The following is a 16263-nucleotide window of genomic DNA, read 5'->3' as shown; positions in this document are numbered from 1 at the left end:
GCCTCATGCGGGCGCACCGGCCGTCATGGCCGGTGGCCTGCGGCGGTCAGCTCCGCAGCCGGCCTGCAAAAAAACCGCCACGGAATTCATTTCCGCGGCGGTTTTTTTTGCGGCCCGAACGCCGTGCGCCAAGCGCGGAGCGCGGCGTACGTCCGAAAGCGCGTCAAGCCGCGTGCTGCGTCGTTCCAGTCTGCGGCGCGCGCCAGCGCGCGAGCAGATCGTTCCACTTCACGCGCACGCCCTTCAGATTGTTTTCCTTGATGTGCCCAAAGCCGCGGATGCCGTCCGGCAGATTCGCGAGTTCGACGGCCAGATCGCGGTTCTGCGCGCTGAGCCGGCCGATCAGTTCCCGAACCAGCGCTTCATACTCGCCGATCAGCGCGCGCTCGGTGCGACGCTCTTCCGTCTTGCCGAAAATGTCGAGCGCCGTGCCGCGCAGGAACTTTAGCTTCGCGAGCACATGCATGGCGCTGAACACCCACGGGCCGTACTTCTTCTTGATCAGATGACCCTGCGCGTCTTTCTTCGAGAACAGGGGCGGCGCGAGGTGGATGTGCAGTTTCCAGTCGCCCTCGAAACTCGCCTTCAGCTTCTCGATAAACGCGGGATCGCTGTAAAGGCGCGCGACTTCGTACTCGTCCTTGTAGGCCATCAGCTTGTGCAGATTTTTCGCGACGGCTTCTGTCAGCGGCAACTGGGTGTCGGCTGAATCGAGCGCCGATTCCGCTGCCCGCACTTGTGAGACCAGCACGCGATACCGCTCTGCGTAAGCGTTGTTCTGCCATGCCGCGAGGTAGGACGCGCGTTTGTCGATCAGCGTGTCGAGCGCCTTCGGCGTATGCAGCGAGATGATCTTGCCGCTCGCCGCATCAGCCGCTTCAGCCCCGGCACCCTTGCCTTGCGATTGCGCGAACTTGCGCACGGCTGCCGGATCGTGTGCCGCCCGACGGCCCCATTCGAAGGCCGCGCGGTTCTTTTCGACCTGCACGTTGTTCAACTCGATGGCGCGCATCAGCGACTGATACGTGAGCGGCACCCAGCCGCGTTGCCATGCATAGCCGAGCACGAACGGGTTCGTGTAGATGGCGTCGCCGAGCAGTGCGACCGCGAAATGGTTCGCGTCGACGGTATCGACGCATTCGTCGCCCGCGCCCGCGCGCACGTCTGCCTCGGTACTGCTGCCGGGGAAACGCCAGTTCGGGTTCTTGATAAGCTCGGCTGTCGGCGTATGCGCGCTGTTGAGCACGACGCGCGTCTGGCCGGCTTGCATGCGCGACACGCATTCGTCGCTCGCCGTCACGATGGCGTCGCAGCCGATCACGAGGCTCGCTTCGCCCATGGCAATGCGCGTGGCGTGGATGTCGCCGGGCTTGTTCGCGATCTGCACGTGGCTCATCACGGCGCCGCCTTTCTGCGCGAGGCCGGTGACGTCGAGCACGGTGACGCCCTTGTTCTCCAGGTGCGCGGCCATGCCGAGCAGCGCGCCGATCGTCACGACGCCCGTGCCGCCCACGCCGGTGACCAGCACGCCGTAAGGACGGTCGATGGCGGGCAGCGCGGGCTCCGGCACGGGCGGCATGGCATCGCCGACAATGCCCGAGGCCGTTTTCGGCTTGCGCAACTGGCCGCCTTCAACGGACACAAAACTGGGGCAGAAGCCGTTCACGCAGGAAAAGTCCTTGTTGCACGTGGACTGGTTGATCTGCCGCTTGGTGCCGTATTCGGTGTCGAGCGGTTCGACCGACAGGCAGTTCGACTTCACCGAGCAGTCGCCGCAGCCTTCGCACACCGCTTCGTTGATCACGACGCGGCGGGACGGGTCCGGATAGGCGCCGCGTTTCCTGCGGCGGCGCTTTTCGGTCGCACAGGTCTGGTCGTAGATCAGGATCGTGGTGCCCGGAATCTCGCGCAACTGACGTTGCACTTCGTCGAGCTGGTCGCGATGGTGGATGTCGATGCCCGGCGCGAGGCCGACGTTGCCTGAATACTTCTCCGGCTCGTCGGTGACGATGACGATTTTCGACGCGCCTTCTGCGGCGAGTTGATGCGTGATCTGCGGCACGGTCAGCACGCCGTCGACCGGCTGGCCGCCCGTCATCGCCACCGCGTCGTTGTAGAGCAGCTTGTAGGTGATGTTCGCCTTCGACGCGATCGCCGCGCGAATCGCCAGCAAGCCCGAGTGGAAGTAGGTGCCGTCGCCGAGATTGGCGAACACGTGCTTGTCGTTCGTGAACGGCGCCTGGCCAATCCACGCGACGCCTTCGCCGCCCATCTGGCTGAAGGTGCTGGTGCTGCGGTCCATCCACACTGTCATGTAATGGCAGCCGATACCCGCCATGGCGCGCGAACCCTCGGGCACATTCGTCGACGTGTTGTGCGGGCAGCCCGAGCAGAACCACGGCTTGCGCTCGACTTCGACGCGCGGGCGCGCGAGCGCCTTTTCCTTGGCTTCGATCACAGCGATGCGCGTGGCAATGCCGGCGCGCACATCCGACGGCAGATCGAATTTCGCGAGCCGCGCGGCGATTGCCTTCGCGATGATCGCCGGCGAGAGTTCGTAATGCGCCGGCAGCAGCCAGTTGCCCATCGGCACCGACCATTCGCCGCCCGCGCCGTCTTTCTCGTCGAATTTGCCGAAGACGCGCGGACGCTGCGTGTCCGGCCAGTTGTACAGCTCTTCCTTGATCGCGTATTCGAGAATCTGACGCTTTTCCTCGACCACGAGAATTTCGTCGAGGCCGCGGGCAAAGGCTTGCGCACCCTGCGCCTCGAGCGGCCACACACAGCCGACCTTGTACAGCCGAATGCCGATGCGCGCGCACGTTTCGTCGTCGAGACCGAGGTCGGTCAGCGCCTGACGCACGTCGAGATAGGCCTTGCCGCCCGTCATGATGCCGAAGCGCGCGTGCGGCGAGTCGATTTCCACGCGATCGAGCTTGTTGGCGCGCACGTACGCGAGCGCCGCGTACCATTTGTAGTCGAGCAGACGCGCTTCCTGCACGAGCGGCGGATCGGGCCAGCGGATGTTCAGTCCGCCCTCGGGCATTGCGAAATCTTCCGGCAGCAGAATCTTCGTGCGATGCGGGTCGATTTCCACGGAAGCCGACGACTCGACCACGTCGGTCACGCACTTCATCGCGACCCACAGCCCGGAATAGCGGCTCATGGCCCAGCCGTGCAGACCGAAGTCGAGATATTCCTGCACGTTCGACGGAAACAGCACCGGCAGGCCGCATGCCTTGAAGATGTGTTCCGACTGATGCGCGAGGGTCGATGACTTGGCCGCGTGATCGTCGCCGGCTAGCACGAGCACACCGCCGTGCCGCGAGGATCCCGCCGAATTGCCGTGCTTGAACACGTCGCCGGAACGGTCGACGCCCGGGCCTTTGCCGTACCACATCGAAAACACGCCGTCGTATTTGGCGCTCGGGTACAGGTTGACCTGTTGCGAGCCCCAGACGGCGGTGGCCGCGAGGTCTTCGTTGACGCCGGGCTGGAACACGACCTGATGCGCGGCGAGATGCTGTTTCGCCTTCCACAGAGATTGGTCGAGTCCGCCGAGCGGAGACCCGCGGTAGCCGGAGATGAAGCCGGCGGTATTCAGGCCGGCGGCGCGGTCCCGTTCCTGCTGCAGCATCGGCAGACGCACCAGCGCCTGAATGCCGCTCATGTATGCGCGGCCGCGTTCGAGGGTGTATTTGTCGTCGAGCGTGACGGAAGATAGCGCGGCTTCGAGCGAGGCTCGCTGACCAGCGTCTAGCGGGGCATTCATTATGTGTACTCCTCCACCCAGTTTGGGATCGCCAGAACTTTTGGGCCGCGGCATCTTGTGAATGCGTATGGCCGGGGTCGCCATATTGACGTGTTTTAAGTGATGGTAGCACTGGTGAAAACCCGCCGCATCAGGCGGGAGCTTCCGGAGCCACGGTCGTCAGGTAAGTCATTTCAGCGGTCGCGTTCTTTTGCAAGGTTCGCCCGTCGCGCGCGCCAGTCGGTGTAACAAGCTGTAAAACCTACAATTTCGCGGAACCGCAGTTGAGCTGTCTGTCTAACACCGCACCTGTGAGCAATGTCTGCCAACGTGCCGCATGTTGCGGCGCTTCACGACAACAGGGCAGTTAGAAAAGGAGTACGCATGAACACGAGAAACATCCAGACCTTCCTGATGGTGTCGGCCGCTTTTTTCGCCATGAGCGCGCCGGTGCGTTCGAACGCGAGCACGGGGGCGCTGTCTGGCGCGATCAGCCGCACGGCGCTGGTTGCGCCGGCGCGCGTTGCCATCAATCGCATCGCGCGCGAGAGCGCGTCTCGCAAGGAAGACCAGAATTCATGACGCGCTGCTGATGCAGCGTGTCGATGGTTGCCTCGCCGCTGCCCGGCTTGGACTCAGGCAGCGGAACACGCGACAAGGGCGAGGATCGTGAAATCCTCGCCCTTGTCGCTTTATCAACGCCTATGCGTGCTTTTGATCATCCGCCAACGCCGGCGGACGCCTCACTGTTTCACGCCTTGTCCTGCACGACGCCCCGGCGGATCTGATCCAGCTCGATCGATTCGAAGAGCGCCTTGAAGTTGCCCTCGCCGAAACCCTGATTGCCTTTGCGCTGGATGATCTCGAAGAAGATCGGGCCGATCTGGTTCTCCGTGAAGATTTGCAGCAGCAGATCGTCCGGCGCGCCGTCGATCAGAATCTTGCGCTTGCGCAGTTCCTCGAGCGGCTCGCCATGATTCGGCACGCGGCGGTCCACCAGTTCATAGTACGTGTCGATCGTGTCGAGCAGCGAGATGTTCGACGCGCGCAGACCGTCGACGGTACGGTAAATGTCGTTGCTGCCGAGCGCGATGTGCTGGATGCCTTCGCCGTGATACGCGTCCAGATATTCCTGGATCTGGCCGGCGGTTTCCGAACCTTCCTCGTTGATCGGAATGCGGATCTTGCCGCACGGCGACGTCATCGCTTTCGACTTCACGCCCGTCACTTTCCCCTCGATGTCGAAGTAACGCACTTCGCGGAAGTTGAAAAGGCGCTCGTAGAATTCCGCCCATTCCTGCATGCGACCGCGGTGCACGTTGTGCGTGAGGTGGTCGATATAAGTGAGGCCATGACCGACCGGGTTTGGATTCGCGCCGGGAATCGGCTCGAAGTCCACGTCGTAAATGTCGATGTTGCCGACGCTGCCGGTCGCGGCGCCGTTCTTGCCGCGCCAGCGGTCGACGAAATAGATCAGCGAATCGCCAATGCCCTTGATGGCCGGAATGTTCAGTTCCATCGGGCCCGTCTTGTTGTCGAAGCCCCACGCGCCTTTTTCTACGGCCTGCTGGTAGGCCTTCGCCGCGTCCTGAACCCGGAACGCAATCGCGCAGATCGACGGGCCATGCAGGCGCGCGAAGCGCTGCGCGAACGAATCCGGCTCGGCATTGACGATGAAGTTGATGTCGCCCTGCCGGTAAAGCGTCACGTCCTTATGACGATGACGCGCGACAGCGGTGAATCCCATCTGCTCGAACAGCTTGCCGAGCGCTTTGGGATCCGGTGCCGTGTATTCGATGAATTCAAAGCCGTCGGTGCCGACGGGATTGTCCCAGGTTGGAACCTGCATTGCCTGTCTCCATGTCGAGGGCGCTGTGCGCCGGAATCGCGCGCGCGAAATGCGATAGAGCGCGACCGAATGACGCCAGTGTAAAGGCCGCATCGCGCCGGAAACTTGCGAACTTAATCCCCAAGGCGTAGCGTTGCGCTATTTTCTGGCTCAAATTCATCTAACGGCGGCAGAAAGTGGCTCATATCGAGATGGACGCAATCGACCGGCGGATTCTGGCGATCCTTCAGGAGAATGGCCGGTTGTCGAATCAGGAGATTGCCGAGCGGATCAATCTCTCGCCGAGTCCGTGTTTGCGGCGCATCCGGCGGCTTGAGGAGAGCGGGGTGATTCGCGGCTACGTCGCGCTGCTGGACGCGCAGCGCCTTGGGCTCGATCTGCTTGCGTATGTCAATGTCCGGCTAGAAAAGCGCGGCGGTTCGGCGCTCAGCCCGCGCGGCGAGGCGACTCACGCCGACCTGTTCCGCGCGGCCGTCCAGACCTGGCCTGAAGTAGTGGCTTGCCACGCGATGACGGGCGACATGGACTATCTGCTGCGGGTTCAGGTCGAGGACATGGCGCACTTCTCGCGCTTCGTGCAGGACCAGCTGCTGCATCATCCTTCGGTGATCGACGTCAAAACGAGCTTCTCGCTGGGAACGATCAAGGAGACGACGGCGCTGCCTATTTTGTAAAGGTGTTGCGAAGACGCGCGGTTCACGGCGCTCAAAGGTCCACGTGGTAAACGAAAAAGGGCGGCCATGCGGCTGCCCCTTGTTGCTGCGCGGGCGCTTGCGTGCCCCGATGCGTCGCTTGTTATGCCGCCGCGGCCGCCGGCATGAAAGACTCGAGCAATCGCGACGTGCGGCGCGCCTGGCGTTTGAGCGCATAGTCGAACACTGCGGCCTGTTCCTGGAGCATTTCCGTGATGATGCTGGTTTGATCCGCGGGCGGCAGCGTGAGATAAGCGTCCGCTTCGCCGTACGCGTATTCGATCTTCATGCCGGCCTTCTTCGCGATGTGCATCATGGTCGAGTTGCGCGACAGGCAGTGCATGTAAAGCGTGGTGACGTGTGTGTTGCGGCTGCGAATGGCCGCGCGCTCGAACAGCCTGGAACCGATACCTTGGCCGCGCACGCTTTCCAGCACGGAAACGCCGAACTCGGCCGTGCGCTTGTCGCCTTCCGCCGGCAAGTAAGCCAGGTGACCGACACCCGTGAGCTGCAATTGATCGTCGAATACGCCGAACACGGTGTCGCGCGTGAAGTCGATCGCGCGGACGTAGTTTTCGATGACGTGGTCGGGCACGACTTGTCCGAAACGCAGCAGGCGGTCGTCTTCGTCCAGTGCGAGGAAATGGGTCAACAGACGGTCGCGGTCGACCGCCGTGAGTTCACGGACCAGAGCAGGCGCACGACCGGCTGGCAGCGACGCGCGATCGTGCGCGACGATCGGCTCGGCGGCGCGGGGTGTAATCATGGTCATGGTCGGGTTCTCCTTTTCATCGCGCGGCGTTGGTGCACCGCAAAAAGGATTGTAGCCGAACCCCGACCTCCGCACTAGGGAAAACCCGTATCTAGATTGGAAGATGCTACCTAATGGAGCAATGCTGTGACGCTAAGTCTATGAATTACCAAAAGAAATATAAAAATACGGGCGTTCGTTTCAGGATGTCGTATCTATGCAACCCGGGTCTTCATGCTGTGTGCGTATTGCTGTGGTGCGCAATCAGCGGGCTTCCGCGCCCAGTCCGTGGTCGACCATAGCCACCACCTGCTCTGCGAATTCCCGGTAGCCCATGCGTCCTCCCGGTTTTAGCCAGGTGAAGGTCCAATTGATCATGCCGAACACCATCATGGTGAGCGCGGTCTGGTTTTCGCGCGTGGCGCGCTCCGGGTAAGCGCGTGCCAGTTGCCGCGCAAAGGCGGCGACCACGTCGCGCTGGCGGTTGAGAATGACCTCGCGCTGGGCGTCGACGAGATACTTCACGTCGTTCAAAAGGGCGACGTGCCGGCTGTGCGACGTTTCATATTCGGAGAGGAACGCGCGGATCAGCTCCGCGAACGTCTCGCGCTCGGTCAGCCCGCGGCGCTGGCTCGCGCCCTCCACCTCGGCGATGATCAGCATGAGCCGTTTCGTGTAGCGATCCAGCAAATCGAAGAGGATCGCCTCCTTGCTCTCGTAGTAGTGATAGAGGCGCGCTTTCGACGTGCCGCTCGCCGCGGCAAGATCTGACATCGACGTGCTCGGATAGCTCGTCTGCGCGAACTTGGCCGCGGCTAGTTCGAGAATCTGCTCGCGCTGGGTTTCGTGGTCGGGGGCTCGGGTGCGGGCCATGGTGGTCTGCTATTTATCGGCTTATCAGTGGGGACAGGGTGCGAGTGCCGCGCACAGTTCGAGGGTGCGCCACGCGCTCGCGTCGCCGCGCAGCCTGATCCGGCGTGTGGCGGCCAGCTCGCGGAAACGCCACAGCACAATGCTGTCGCTGACGAGAAACCCGAGCTCGGCGGTCATGACTTCTGCGGCCACGCGCGCGGCCGGCTGCCAGTCGGCGCCGGCGTGCTCGAGTATCAGGGCGTCGAGATCGGCGAAGTTGCCGCTCGTGAAGGTGTTGTCGCGCCAGCGCCGCGTTTCGCCGTTGGCGTGTTTCGCTTCTTGCCATTCGAGCGCGAGTCGGCTGATGCGCAGCACGGAGATCGGCGCCGCGTCAGGCAAACGCGTTTGCAGCACCGCGGGTGCGAACATGCCGACGGACGTCGCGCGATCCCTGCGGGTGTGCGCCCAGGCGCCGGCATCGGTGAGATCGCGAATCGACAAACGCACTTCGTTGAGGCGCTGAGGCTGATTGCGCAGGTAATAGCAGACACGGCGCAGCATCAATTGATCGGCGGCGCTTTCGGCGTGCCAGACCACGAGGTTCGCTGCGCCGCGCGCGATGGCCTCAAGTGCCGCCGCCTGCTCGCGAAACTCGCGGATGAAGTCGCGCTTCGTGTCCGCGCTCACGCGATCCCAGAAGGTGGCGCGCACGTCGGGGCCGTCGTCGATGCCGCGCAAAGGGCCGACCGCGAGGTCGTCGCGCAAGGCGTGCACGCGATCGTCGCAGCCCGCTTCGCGCAAGGCGGTGCGCAGTGATTCCGCGGCGACATCGCCGTTCGTGAGGTGGATCGTGCTCATCGGCCGTGATTGGGGTTTTAGTGGGCGATTGACAAAGGGCCGCTCGCCTCGCGGACCGGAATGGTCCGATGGCGAGCGGCCCCTAGTGTAAGCGGATCGCGGGACGGCTCAAAGCACGGCGGGCGCAATGCGCGACGAGCGTCTCGTCAACGTTCGTCGTAGTTCACCACGACGCGGTCACTGATCGGATGACACTGGCAGGTCAGCACGAAGCCGTCGCGGATCTCGTGTTCTTCCAGCGTGTAGTTCTTTTCCATCTTCACTTCGCCTTCCACGACTTTCGCACGGCATGTGCAGCAAACGCCGCCTTTGCACGCGTAGGGCAGCGCGAGGCCGGCGCGCAGGCCGACGTCGAGCACGCTCACGCCCTGATAGGGTAGGCGCAGCTTGCGGCGTTTTCCGTCCAGCACGATTTCCAGCTCGGCGGCCGGCGTATCTTCGGTGATTTCGATGGGCGGCACGCCCGCTTGCGGCAGCGGCGAGCCGAAGCGCTCCACATGCACTTTTTCCGGCGGCACGCCGGCGGCTTTGAGCGCGGCCTCGGCGGCGTCCATCATCGGCGCGGGGCCGCAAATAAAGGCCTCGTCGATGGAATCCGCAGGCACGAGGCTCGCCAGAAACGCCGCGCATTTCTTCTGGTCGAGCACGCCGTTGAACAGCTCGACGTCCTGCAAATCGTCGGACAGCACGTGGTACAGCACGAAGCGATTCATGAAGCGGTTCTTCAGGTCTTCCAGTTCTTCCGCGAACATGATCTGGTCGACGCTGCGGTTGCCGTAAATCAACGTGAAGGTGCTGCGCGGCTCGACTTCTAACGTCGTCTTGATGATGGCGAGCACCGGCGTGATGCCCGAGCCGCCCGCGAACGCCACATACTGCTGGCCGTGGTCTGCGTTAAGGTGCGTGAAGAAGCGGCCGTCCGGCGTCATGACGTCGATCGTGTGGCCCGGCTGCAGCGTGTCGAATGCGAAATTCGAGAAGCGGCCGCCGCGCACGCGTTTGATGCCGATGCGCAGTTCGCCGTCGCGGTCGTAGTCGGTCACGCCGACGCAGATTGAATACGAGCGGCGTGTTTCCTCGCCGTCGATGTGCGTCTTCAGCGTGACGAACTGGCCCTGCGTGAAGCGATACAACTCGCGCAGGTCGGCGGGGACTTCGAAGGCGACCGAGACGGCGTCGGCGGTTTCCGGCCGCACTTCGCGGATACGCAGCGGATGAAATTGCGGGGTAGCCATATCAGTAGGGTTTGAAATAGTCGAAGGGTTCGCGGCAGTCGAGGCAGCGGTACAAGGCCTTGCAAGCGGTTGAGCCGAATTGCGCGAGGCGTTCGGTATGGGCCGAGCCGCAGCGTGGGCACGACGGCGCGGGCAGCGCGCGCGGCACGAAGCGCATCACTTTTTCCTGAGGCGCGAAGGCCGAGCCGTCCGCCGATCCGCAATGGCCCGTGGGCGGCGCGATGCCGTAGGCGCGCAGCTTGTCGCGGGCTTCGGCGGTCATCCAGTCGGTGGTCCACGCGGGCGCGAGCACCGTGGCGATCCGATACGGCGTGAGGCCGGCGAGCTCGAGTGCATGCCCGATGTCTTCGGCGATCTGCGACATGGCCGGGCAGCCCGAGTAAGTCGGCGTGATCACGACTTCGAGCGCGCCATCGTCGGCCCGGCGGACATCGCGCAGAATGCCGAGCTCGCGGATCGACACCACCGGAATCTCCGGATCGGGCACGGCTTCAAGCACGGCCCACGCGCGTTGCAGCGTGGGGTCGTGGGCGACGCGGGGCGCGGCTAGGGGAGCGGTCGAGGTCGTCATGATCGGATCGGCAGAGTGGCCGCGCTTACCAGGTCGCACCGGGATGCTGCCGCGCAAGGCTTTGCATCTCGGCCAGCACAAAGCCCATGTGCTCGGAATGCTCGCCGTGCTTGCCGGTCGTGATGTGCTTGACCGGCTCGGGGAGCGCGAGCGTGGCTTGTTCGAGCGCGGCGCGCACGTCGTCGAGCCAGGCGGATTCGAGATCGGCGCTGAGCGGCCCGATGCCGGCGGCGGCGACGGCTTCCTCCACGGCGTCCGTGCTGAAGAATTCGCGCGTGTACGGCATCAGGTAGTCGAGCGCGGCCTGCGCGCGGCGATGCGATTCGTCCGTACCGTCGCCGAAACGGATCAGCCACTCGCTCGCGTGATGCACGTGGTAGCTCGTCTCCTTGATCGACTTCGCGGCAATGGCGGCAAGCTGCGCGTCCTTCGATTGCATGAGCGCCGTCCACAGGTGCGCCATCAGCGTCGAATAAAGGAAATTTCGCACGATGGTGACGGCGTAGTCCTTCTCGGCCTGCGCGGTCGCGGACAGCGGGCCGTAGTGAGGCAACTCGACCAAGGTGTAATTGGCGAACTCGCGCTCGGCGCGGAAGTACGCATAGTCGTCTTCGCTGCGCTTCTTGCCGGTGAGCTGCTGCTCGAGCGAGGCCGCATGCGTATACAGCAGGCGCGCCTGGCCGATCAGGTCGAGGCTCATGTTGGAGAGCGCGATGTCTTCTTCGAGAATCGGGCCATGGCCGCACCACTCGGTGTTGCGCTGACCGAGAATCAACGCGGTATCCGCGAGGCGCAGTACATATTGCAGATGGTCGGGCGTCGTGTTCATGGGCGCGCTTACATGTGATTGACTTCGTCGGGAAGCGTGTAGAACGTCGGATGGCGGTAAATCTTGTCGCCCGCCGGTTCGAACATTTCCGCCTTGTCTTGCGGCGCCGAGGCCGTGATCGCCGAAGAAGGCACCACCCAGATGCTCACGCCTTCCTGGCGGCGTGTGTAGACGTCGCGCGCCATGCGCAGCGCCATTTGCGCGTCGGCGGCATGCAGACTGCCGCAATGCTTATGGTCGAGTCCCTGCTTGCTGCGCACGAAGACTTCCCAAATCGGCCATTCCTTGTTCATCCTGATCTCCTGATTCGTTGCATGGCGCGCCGCGCGGCTCAGGCGGCGTGCTGTTGTGCGCGTTGGCGTTGCTTTTCGGCGTGGGCGAGCGCCGCTTCGCGAACCCAGGCGCCGTCGTTGTGGGCTTTCACGCGTGTGCCGAGGCGCTCGCGGTTGCACGGGCCGTCGCCGTTCACGACACGCCAGAACTCTTCCCAGTCGATATCGCCGTAGTCGTAATGACCCCGCGCCTCATTCCATTTGAGCGCCGGGTCGGGCAGCGTGACACCCAGCACCTTGGCCTGCTCGACGGTGGCGTCGACGAATTTCTGCCGCAGGTCGTCGTTCGAAATACGCTTGATGCCCCATTTCGACGACTGATTGCTGTGGATCGAGTCCTTGTCGCTCGGGCCGAACATCATCAGCACGGGCCACCACCAGCGGTTCACCGCCTGTTGCACGAGTTCGCGCTGGGCTTCGGTGCCGGACATCATGGCCATCAGCGCGTCGAAACCCTGGCGCTGGTGGAACGACTCTTCCTTGCAGATGCGGATCATCGCGCGCGCGTACGGGCCGTAGGTGCAACGGCACAGAGGAATCTGATTCATGATCGCCGCACCGTCGACCAGCCAGCCGATCACGCCCACATCTGCCCAAGTGGGCGTCGGATAATTGAAGATGCTCGAATATTTGGCCTTGCCGGCATGCAGCGCCGCAATCAGCTGATCGCGCGAGACGCCGAGCGTTTCCGCCGCGCTGTAGAGATAGAGGCCGTGACCGGCTTCGTCCTGCACCTTGGCAAGCAGAATCGCTTTGCGCTTCAGACTCGGCGCGCGCGTGATCCAGTTGCCTTCGGGCAGCATGCCGACGATTTCCGAATGCGCGTGCTGCGAAATCTGGCGCACCAGCGTTTTGCGGTACGCCTCGGGCATCCAGTCCTGCGGTTCGATCTTGCCGTCGGCGGCCATCACGGCGTCGAACTGCGCCTCGTCCGGCGATGCCGCGCCGGATTCCAGCGGGGCCACGTTACCGGGAATGTCCAGGGATTGCGTGTACATGGGGACGCTCGTCTGCGGGAGTTGTCTGGTTCGCACAGTATAAACCAACCGACCGGTCGGTTAATAAATATTTTGAGACGACATGCGCGTGCCGATAGATGGCGAGGGGCAGATCGGCGATGCATCGGCTTTGCGCCAAAGCCCCGCGCCGACGCTTAACCTATAAAATTGCGAATTGGCCGCGATTGGCGGCCCCATTTGCGGCCCCTCCTGCATCCGTATTTCATGTTACGTCTTAGCGAAATCAAACTCCCGCTCGATCACCCCGAGAGCGCGCTCGACGCCGCCGTTCGCGCACGGCTCGCGGAACTCGGCGTCCCGCGCGACGGGCTCGTCCGATACACGGTGTTCCGCCGCGCGCACGATGCGCGCAAGCGCGCCGACATCAAGCTCACTTACATCGTCGACGTCGAGGTCACGGACGAAGCCGCCGCGCTCAAGCGTCTCGCCGACGTGCCGCATTGCGGCGTGACGCCCGACATGACGTACCGGTTTGTCGCGAAGGCCCCGGCGCAGCTCACGGCCCCGCGCCCGGTGGTGATCGGCATGGGGCCTTGCGGGCTGTTCGCCGGGCTGATCCTCGCGCAAATGGGCTTTCGGCCGATCATCCTCGAGCGCGGCAAGGCGGTGCGCGAGCGCACCAAGGATACGTTCGGCCTGTGGCGCAAGTCGGTGCTGAATCCGGAATCGAATGTGCAATTCGGCGAGGGCGGCGCGGGCACGTTTTCGGACGGCAAGCTGTACAGCCAGATCAAGGACCCGAAGCACTACGGTCGCAAGGTGCTCGACGAATTCGTGCGTGCCGGCGCGCCGGAAGACATTCTGTATCTGAGCCGTCCGCACATCGGCACGTTTCGCCTTGTCAGCATGGTCGAGAAGATGCGCGCGACCATCCACGAGCTGGGCGGCGAGGTGCGGTTTCAGACCCGTGTGGACGATATCGAGATCGATCAGGGAAAAGTGCGCGGCCTCAAGCTGTCGACCGGCGAAACGCTGCGCTGCGACCACGTGGTGCTTGCCGTGGGCCACAGCGCGCGCGATACCTTCCAGATGCTGCACGACCGCGGCGTCTATATTGAAGCGAAGCCGTTCTCGCTCGGCTTCCGGATCGAGCATCCACAGGGTGTGATCGATCGCAGCCGGTTCGGCAAGTTTGCCGGCCACAAGCAACTGGGCGCCGCGGACTACAAGGTCGTGCATCACTGCAGCAACGGGCGCGCGGTGTACAGCTTCTGCATGTGCCCGGGCGGCACGGTGGTCGCGGCGACATCCGAGCCCGGCCGGGTGGTGACCAACGGCATGAGTCAGTATTCGCGGGCCGAGCGCAATGCGAATGCGGGAATCGTCGTGGGTATTACGCCCGACGATTACCCCGGCGGGCCGCTTGCCGGCATTGCGTTTCAACGCAAGTGGGAAGAGCGGGCGTTCGAACTCGGCGGCGGCAACTATATGGCCCCTGGCCAGCTGGTCGGCGACTTTATTGCCGGGCGGCCGTCCACGTCGCTCGGCTCGGTCGTGCCGTCCTATAAGCCAGGCGTGCATCCCACGGATCTGAGTACGGCATTGCCCGACTACGTGATCGAGGCGATCCGCGAAGCGCTCCCGCAGCTGGAAAAGAAGATCGCCGGCTTCGCGATGCACGACGCGGTGCTGACGGGCGTCGAAACGCGGACGTCGTCGCCGATCCGGGTGCGCCGCCGTGACGACTATCAGAGCATGAACGTCGAGGGGCTGTACCCGGCGGGCGAAGGCGCGGGGTACGCCGGCGGGATTTACTCGGCGGCCATCGACGGGATTGAAGTGGCAGAAGCCGTGGCTTTGAAAATGACAGGGGCATCAGCGGCCGGCTGAGTTCGCGGGCGATGCTGCCGGCTTGCGGGTTGCGTGCTGTCAGTTGCCGGTTGTTCGCCGCTCCCGCCGGCGGGGCTGGGTGTGGCTCCCCGCGGCGGGCGACGTGAATCGTGCACAATGCTCGTTTTGCTCTGAGTCAGATACTGGAATGACCATCCGCTCCCTGGTTGCCGCATGCGGCGCGGCGCTGCTTGGCCAGTTTGCCGTTTCTGTTCCCGCCGCGGCCGCCGACACCTCGGCGCATTGGGTCGCCGCCTGGGCGACCGCGCTGCAGCCCATTCCGCAGCGTGCCGATTTGCCGCCGCTTTATCGCGCGCCGGAAGTTGCCGGCCGCACCGTCCGTCAGATTGTTTATCCGACGCTGTCAGGGAAGTCTGCGCGGATCCATCTCAGCAACGAGTACGGCAAGACGCCGTTGGTGATCGAGGAACTGCGGATCGCGCGGTCGGCCGGCGGCGCTGCGGCGTCCGCTGGCGGCGGCGCGCGAGTAACGTTCGGTGGGAAAAGCAGTGTGACCCTCCCGGCGGGCCGCGAGGTGGACAGCGATCCTATCGCGATGGACGTCGCGGAGGGCGCGCCTTATGCGGTCAGCGCGTTTGTCGGGCCGGGTCAGCGCATGGAGGCGTGGCACCGGGTCTCCAGTCAGCTCAATTATGTTTCCGCGCCCGGCAATCACACGCAAGACACGGCAGCCGCGGCGTTCCGCGCGCGCTTCACGCAGTACGCGTGGGTGACGGCGCTGTCCGTCGACGCGGCGCCTGAGGCGACGGCGATCGCGACGATCGGCGACTCGATCACGGACGGCATGCGCTCGAGCCTGAACCAGAATCGCCGATGGCCCGACGCATTGGCCCGGCGGTTGGCGAGTGCGGGCAACGGGTGGACGGCGGTTATCAATTTGGGCATCAGCGGCAATCGGCTGCTGAACGATTCGCCTTGCTATGGCGAAGCGCTCCTCACGCGTTTTGGGCGGGATGCGATCGAGCGGCCCGGCGTGAAGTCGGTGATTGTGCTGATCGGCATCAACGATATCAATTTTGCGGCGATGCCCGCGCGCAACGGCCTTGACTGCGACTTCCCGCATGCTTCGGTGACGGCGGCCGGGCTGATCGCGGGCTATCAGCGGTTGATCGCGGGCGCACGACACGCGGGGGTGAAAGTGTTCGGCGGAACGTTGACGCCCGCGGCGCTTCCGCCCGAGCGGGAAAATATTCGACTCGCCGTGAACCAGTGGATCCGGTCCAGCCATGCTTTTGACGGCGTGGTGGATTTCGACGCCGCCCTGCGCGATCCGGCAGCGCCTGATCGCCTGCAGCGCAAATTCGATAGTGGCGACCACATCCATCCGAGCGACGCCGGTTACGCCGCCATGGCCGACGCGGTCCCTGTCGAGGCCGTGGCGAATCCGGCGCACAGGTGAACTGGCACAAAGTTTTCGTCGCACCCTTGCCATAAGGCTATCGGTGACCTATTATTTTGCTCCTCGTTTTGGAAGGACGAGCCGCGGCGGAAACCAGCGGCGGTGGCGTCAAGCAGTTTTTTAAGCGAAAGCGAAAAAATTTAGTTGACGAAACGGAAGAGAGTCTTCATAATCTCGCTTCTCTGCTGCTGATGCAGCGACGCAGAACGAAGCGGTGCCGGGTGGTTGAAGTCAGGCGCTGCGAAGTGTGCGAACCGATCTTTAAAAACTAACA

Annotated in this window: 14 protein-coding genes; 4 read left to right on the top strand and 10 right to left on the bottom strand. The window is 63.7% G+C overall.

The window, feature by feature from the left end:
• Positions 1 to 163: 163 nt before the first annotated feature.
• The gene (locus tag HV711_RS15360; RefSeq protein WP_035482530.1) at positions 164 to 3772 is read right to left on the bottom strand and encodes an indolepyruvate ferredoxin oxidoreductase family protein; all 3609 of its coding nucleotides are present in this window, start codon (positions 3770 to 3772) and stop codon (positions 164 to 166) included.
• 363 nt (positions 3773 to 4135) lie between these two features.
• Between HV711_RS15360 and HV711_RS15355 the strand changes: the two genes are divergently transcribed.
• Positions 4136 to 4333: a hypothetical protein gene (locus HV711_RS15355; RefSeq protein ID WP_035482532.1), complete on the top strand. Its 198-nt coding sequence runs from the start codon at positions 4136 to 4138 to the stop codon at positions 4331 to 4333.
• 169 nt (positions 4334 to 4502) lie between these two features.
• On the opposite strand, the gene hppD is transcribed toward HV711_RS15355, so the two are convergent.
• Positions 4503 to 5600, bottom strand: a complete 1098-nt coding sequence (gene hppD / locus HV711_RS15350; protein ID WP_035482533.1) for a 4-hydroxyphenylpyruvate dioxygenase — start codon at positions 5598 to 5600, stop codon at positions 4503 to 4505.
• A gap of 176 nt (positions 5601 to 5776) precedes the next feature.
• On the opposite strand from hppD, the gene HV711_RS15345 reads away from it, so the two are divergent.
• On the top strand, positions 5777 to 6274 hold the full coding sequence (locus HV711_RS15345; protein WP_035482535.1) for an Lrp/AsnC family transcriptional regulator: 498 nt from the start codon (positions 5777 to 5779) through the stop codon (positions 6272 to 6274).
• Between the two features lie 121 nt (positions 6275 to 6395).
• On the opposite strand, the gene HV711_RS15340 is transcribed toward HV711_RS15345, so the two are convergent.
• The 8 genes from HV711_RS15340 to paaA all read right to left on the bottom strand — a co-directional run bounded on the left by HV711_RS15340 (position 6396) and on the right by paaA (position 12718).
• Complete coding sequence (locus tag HV711_RS15340; RefSeq protein ID WP_015003938.1) at positions 6396 to 7064, bottom strand: GNAT family N-acetyltransferase; 669 nt, start codon at positions 7062 to 7064, stop codon at positions 6396 to 6398.
• 243 nt (positions 7065 to 7307) lie between these two features.
• Positions 7308 to 7916 (bottom strand): TetR/AcrR family transcriptional regulator, encoded by a 609-nt coding sequence (locus tag HV711_RS15335; RefSeq protein ID WP_013589848.1) that lies wholly within the window; start codon positions 7914 to 7916, stop codon positions 7308 to 7310.
• Positions 7917 to 7940: 24 nt separating this feature from the next.
• Positions 7941 to 8753, bottom strand: coding sequence for a DUF1835 domain-containing protein (locus tag HV711_RS15330; protein WP_035482537.1), 813 nt, complete (start codon positions 8751 to 8753; stop codon positions 7941 to 7943).
• A 146-nt stretch (positions 8754 to 8899) separates the two neighbouring features.
• The gene (paaE, locus tag HV711_RS15325) at positions 8900 to 9988 is read right to left on the bottom strand and encodes a 1,2-phenylacetyl-CoA epoxidase subunit PaaE (protein WP_028362225.1); all 1089 of its coding nucleotides are present in this window, start codon (positions 9986 to 9988) and stop codon (positions 8900 to 8902) included.
• A 1-nt stretch (position 9989) separates the two neighbouring features.
• Positions 9990 to 10559 (bottom strand): 1,2-phenylacetyl-CoA epoxidase subunit PaaD, encoded by a 570-nt coding sequence (gene paaD, locus HV711_RS15320; RefSeq protein WP_028362224.1) that lies wholly within the window; start codon positions 10557 to 10559, stop codon positions 9990 to 9992.
• Positions 10560 to 10584: 25 nt separating this feature from the next.
• Positions 10585 to 11388 (bottom strand): 1,2-phenylacetyl-CoA epoxidase subunit PaaC, encoded by an 804-nt coding sequence (paaC, locus tag HV711_RS15315; RefSeq protein ID WP_013589844.1) that lies wholly within the window; start codon positions 11386 to 11388, stop codon positions 10585 to 10587.
• Between the two features lie 8 nt (positions 11389 to 11396).
• A complete protein-coding gene (gene paaB, locus HV711_RS15310; protein ID WP_013589843.1) occupies positions 11397 to 11681 on the bottom strand; it encodes a 1,2-phenylacetyl-CoA epoxidase subunit PaaB in 285 nt (94 codons plus the stop codon).
• Positions 11682 to 11719: 38 nt separating this feature from the next.
• Positions 11720 to 12718 carry a 1,2-phenylacetyl-CoA epoxidase subunit PaaA gene (paaA, locus tag HV711_RS15305; RefSeq protein ID WP_013589842.1) on the bottom strand — a complete coding sequence of 333 codons (999 nt, stop codon included), beginning with the start codon at positions 12716 to 12718 and terminating at the stop codon, positions 11720 to 11722.
• Positions 12719 to 12943: 225 nt separating this feature from the next.
• On the opposite strand from paaA, the gene HV711_RS15300 reads away from it, so the two are divergent.
• Both HV711_RS15300 and HV711_RS15295 read left to right on the top strand, forming a co-directional pair.
• Entirely contained in the window at positions 12944 to 14569 is a 1626-nt protein-coding gene (locus tag HV711_RS15300; RefSeq protein ID WP_035482541.1) for an NAD(P)/FAD-dependent oxidoreductase, read from the top strand.
• A gap of 148 nt (positions 14570 to 14717) precedes the next feature.
• On the top strand, positions 14718 to 15989 hold the full coding sequence (locus tag HV711_RS15295; protein ID WP_035482538.1) for an SGNH/GDSL hydrolase family protein: 1272 nt from the start codon (positions 14718 to 14720) through the stop codon (positions 15987 to 15989).
• The last annotated feature ends 274 nt before the right edge of the window (positions 15990 to 16263 follow it).

This window comes from Paraburkholderia phenoliruptrix (assembly GCF_902859825.1).
In the GTDB taxonomy this organism is placed as follows: domain Bacteria; phylum Pseudomonadota; class Gammaproteobacteria; order Burkholderiales; family Burkholderiaceae; genus Paraburkholderia; species Paraburkholderia phenoliruptrix.
This window is presented reverse-complemented; position numbering and strand designations above follow the sequence as displayed.

Excerpts from the sequence above, each read along its gene's own strand:
- HV711_RS15360 (WP_035482530.1), bottom strand. The coding sequence starts at position 3,772 with ATGAATGCCCCGCTAGACGCTGGTCAGCGAGCCTCGCTCGAAGCCGCG.
- HV711_RS15355 (WP_035482532.1), top strand. The coding sequence starts at position 4,136 with ATGAACACGAGAAACATCCAGACCTTCCTGATGGTGTCGGCCGCTTTT.
- hppD (WP_035482533.1), bottom strand. The coding sequence starts at position 5,600 with ATGCAGGTTCCAACCTGGGACAATCCCGTCGGCACCGACGGCTTTGAA.
- HV711_RS15340 (WP_015003938.1), bottom strand. The coding sequence starts at position 7,064 with ATGACCATGATTACACCCCGCGCCGCCGAGCCGATCGTCGCGCACGAT.
- HV711_RS15335 (WP_013589848.1), bottom strand. The coding sequence starts at position 7,916 with ATGGCCCGCACCCGAGCCCCCGACCACGAAACCCAGCGCGAGCAGATT.
- HV711_RS15330 (WP_035482537.1), bottom strand. The coding sequence starts at position 8,753 with ATGAGCACGATCCACCTCACGAACGGCGATGTCGCCGCGGAATCACTG.
- paaE (WP_028362225.1), bottom strand. The coding sequence starts at position 9,988 with ATGGCTACCCCGCAATTTCATCCGCTGCGTATCCGCGAAGTGCGGCCG.
- paaD (WP_028362224.1), bottom strand. The coding sequence starts at position 10,559 with ATGACGACCTCGACCGCTCCCCTAGCCGCGCCCCGCGTCGCCCACGAC.
- paaC (WP_013589844.1), bottom strand. The coding sequence starts at position 11,388 with ATGAACACGACGCCCGACCATCTGCAATATGTACTGCGCCTCGCGGAT.
- paaB (WP_013589843.1), bottom strand. The coding sequence starts at position 11,681 with ATGAACAAGGAATGGCCGATTTGGGAAGTCTTCGTGCGCAGCAAGCAG.
- paaA (WP_013589842.1), bottom strand. The coding sequence starts at position 12,718 with ATGTACACGCAATCCCTGGACATTCCCGGTAACGTGGCCCCGCTGGAA.
- HV711_RS15300 (WP_035482541.1), top strand. The coding sequence starts at position 12,944 with ATGTTACGTCTTAGCGAAATCAAACTCCCGCTCGATCACCCCGAGAGC.
- HV711_RS15295 (WP_035482538.1), top strand. The coding sequence starts at position 14,718 with ATGACCATCCGCTCCCTGGTTGCCGCATGCGGCGCGGCGCTGCTTGGC.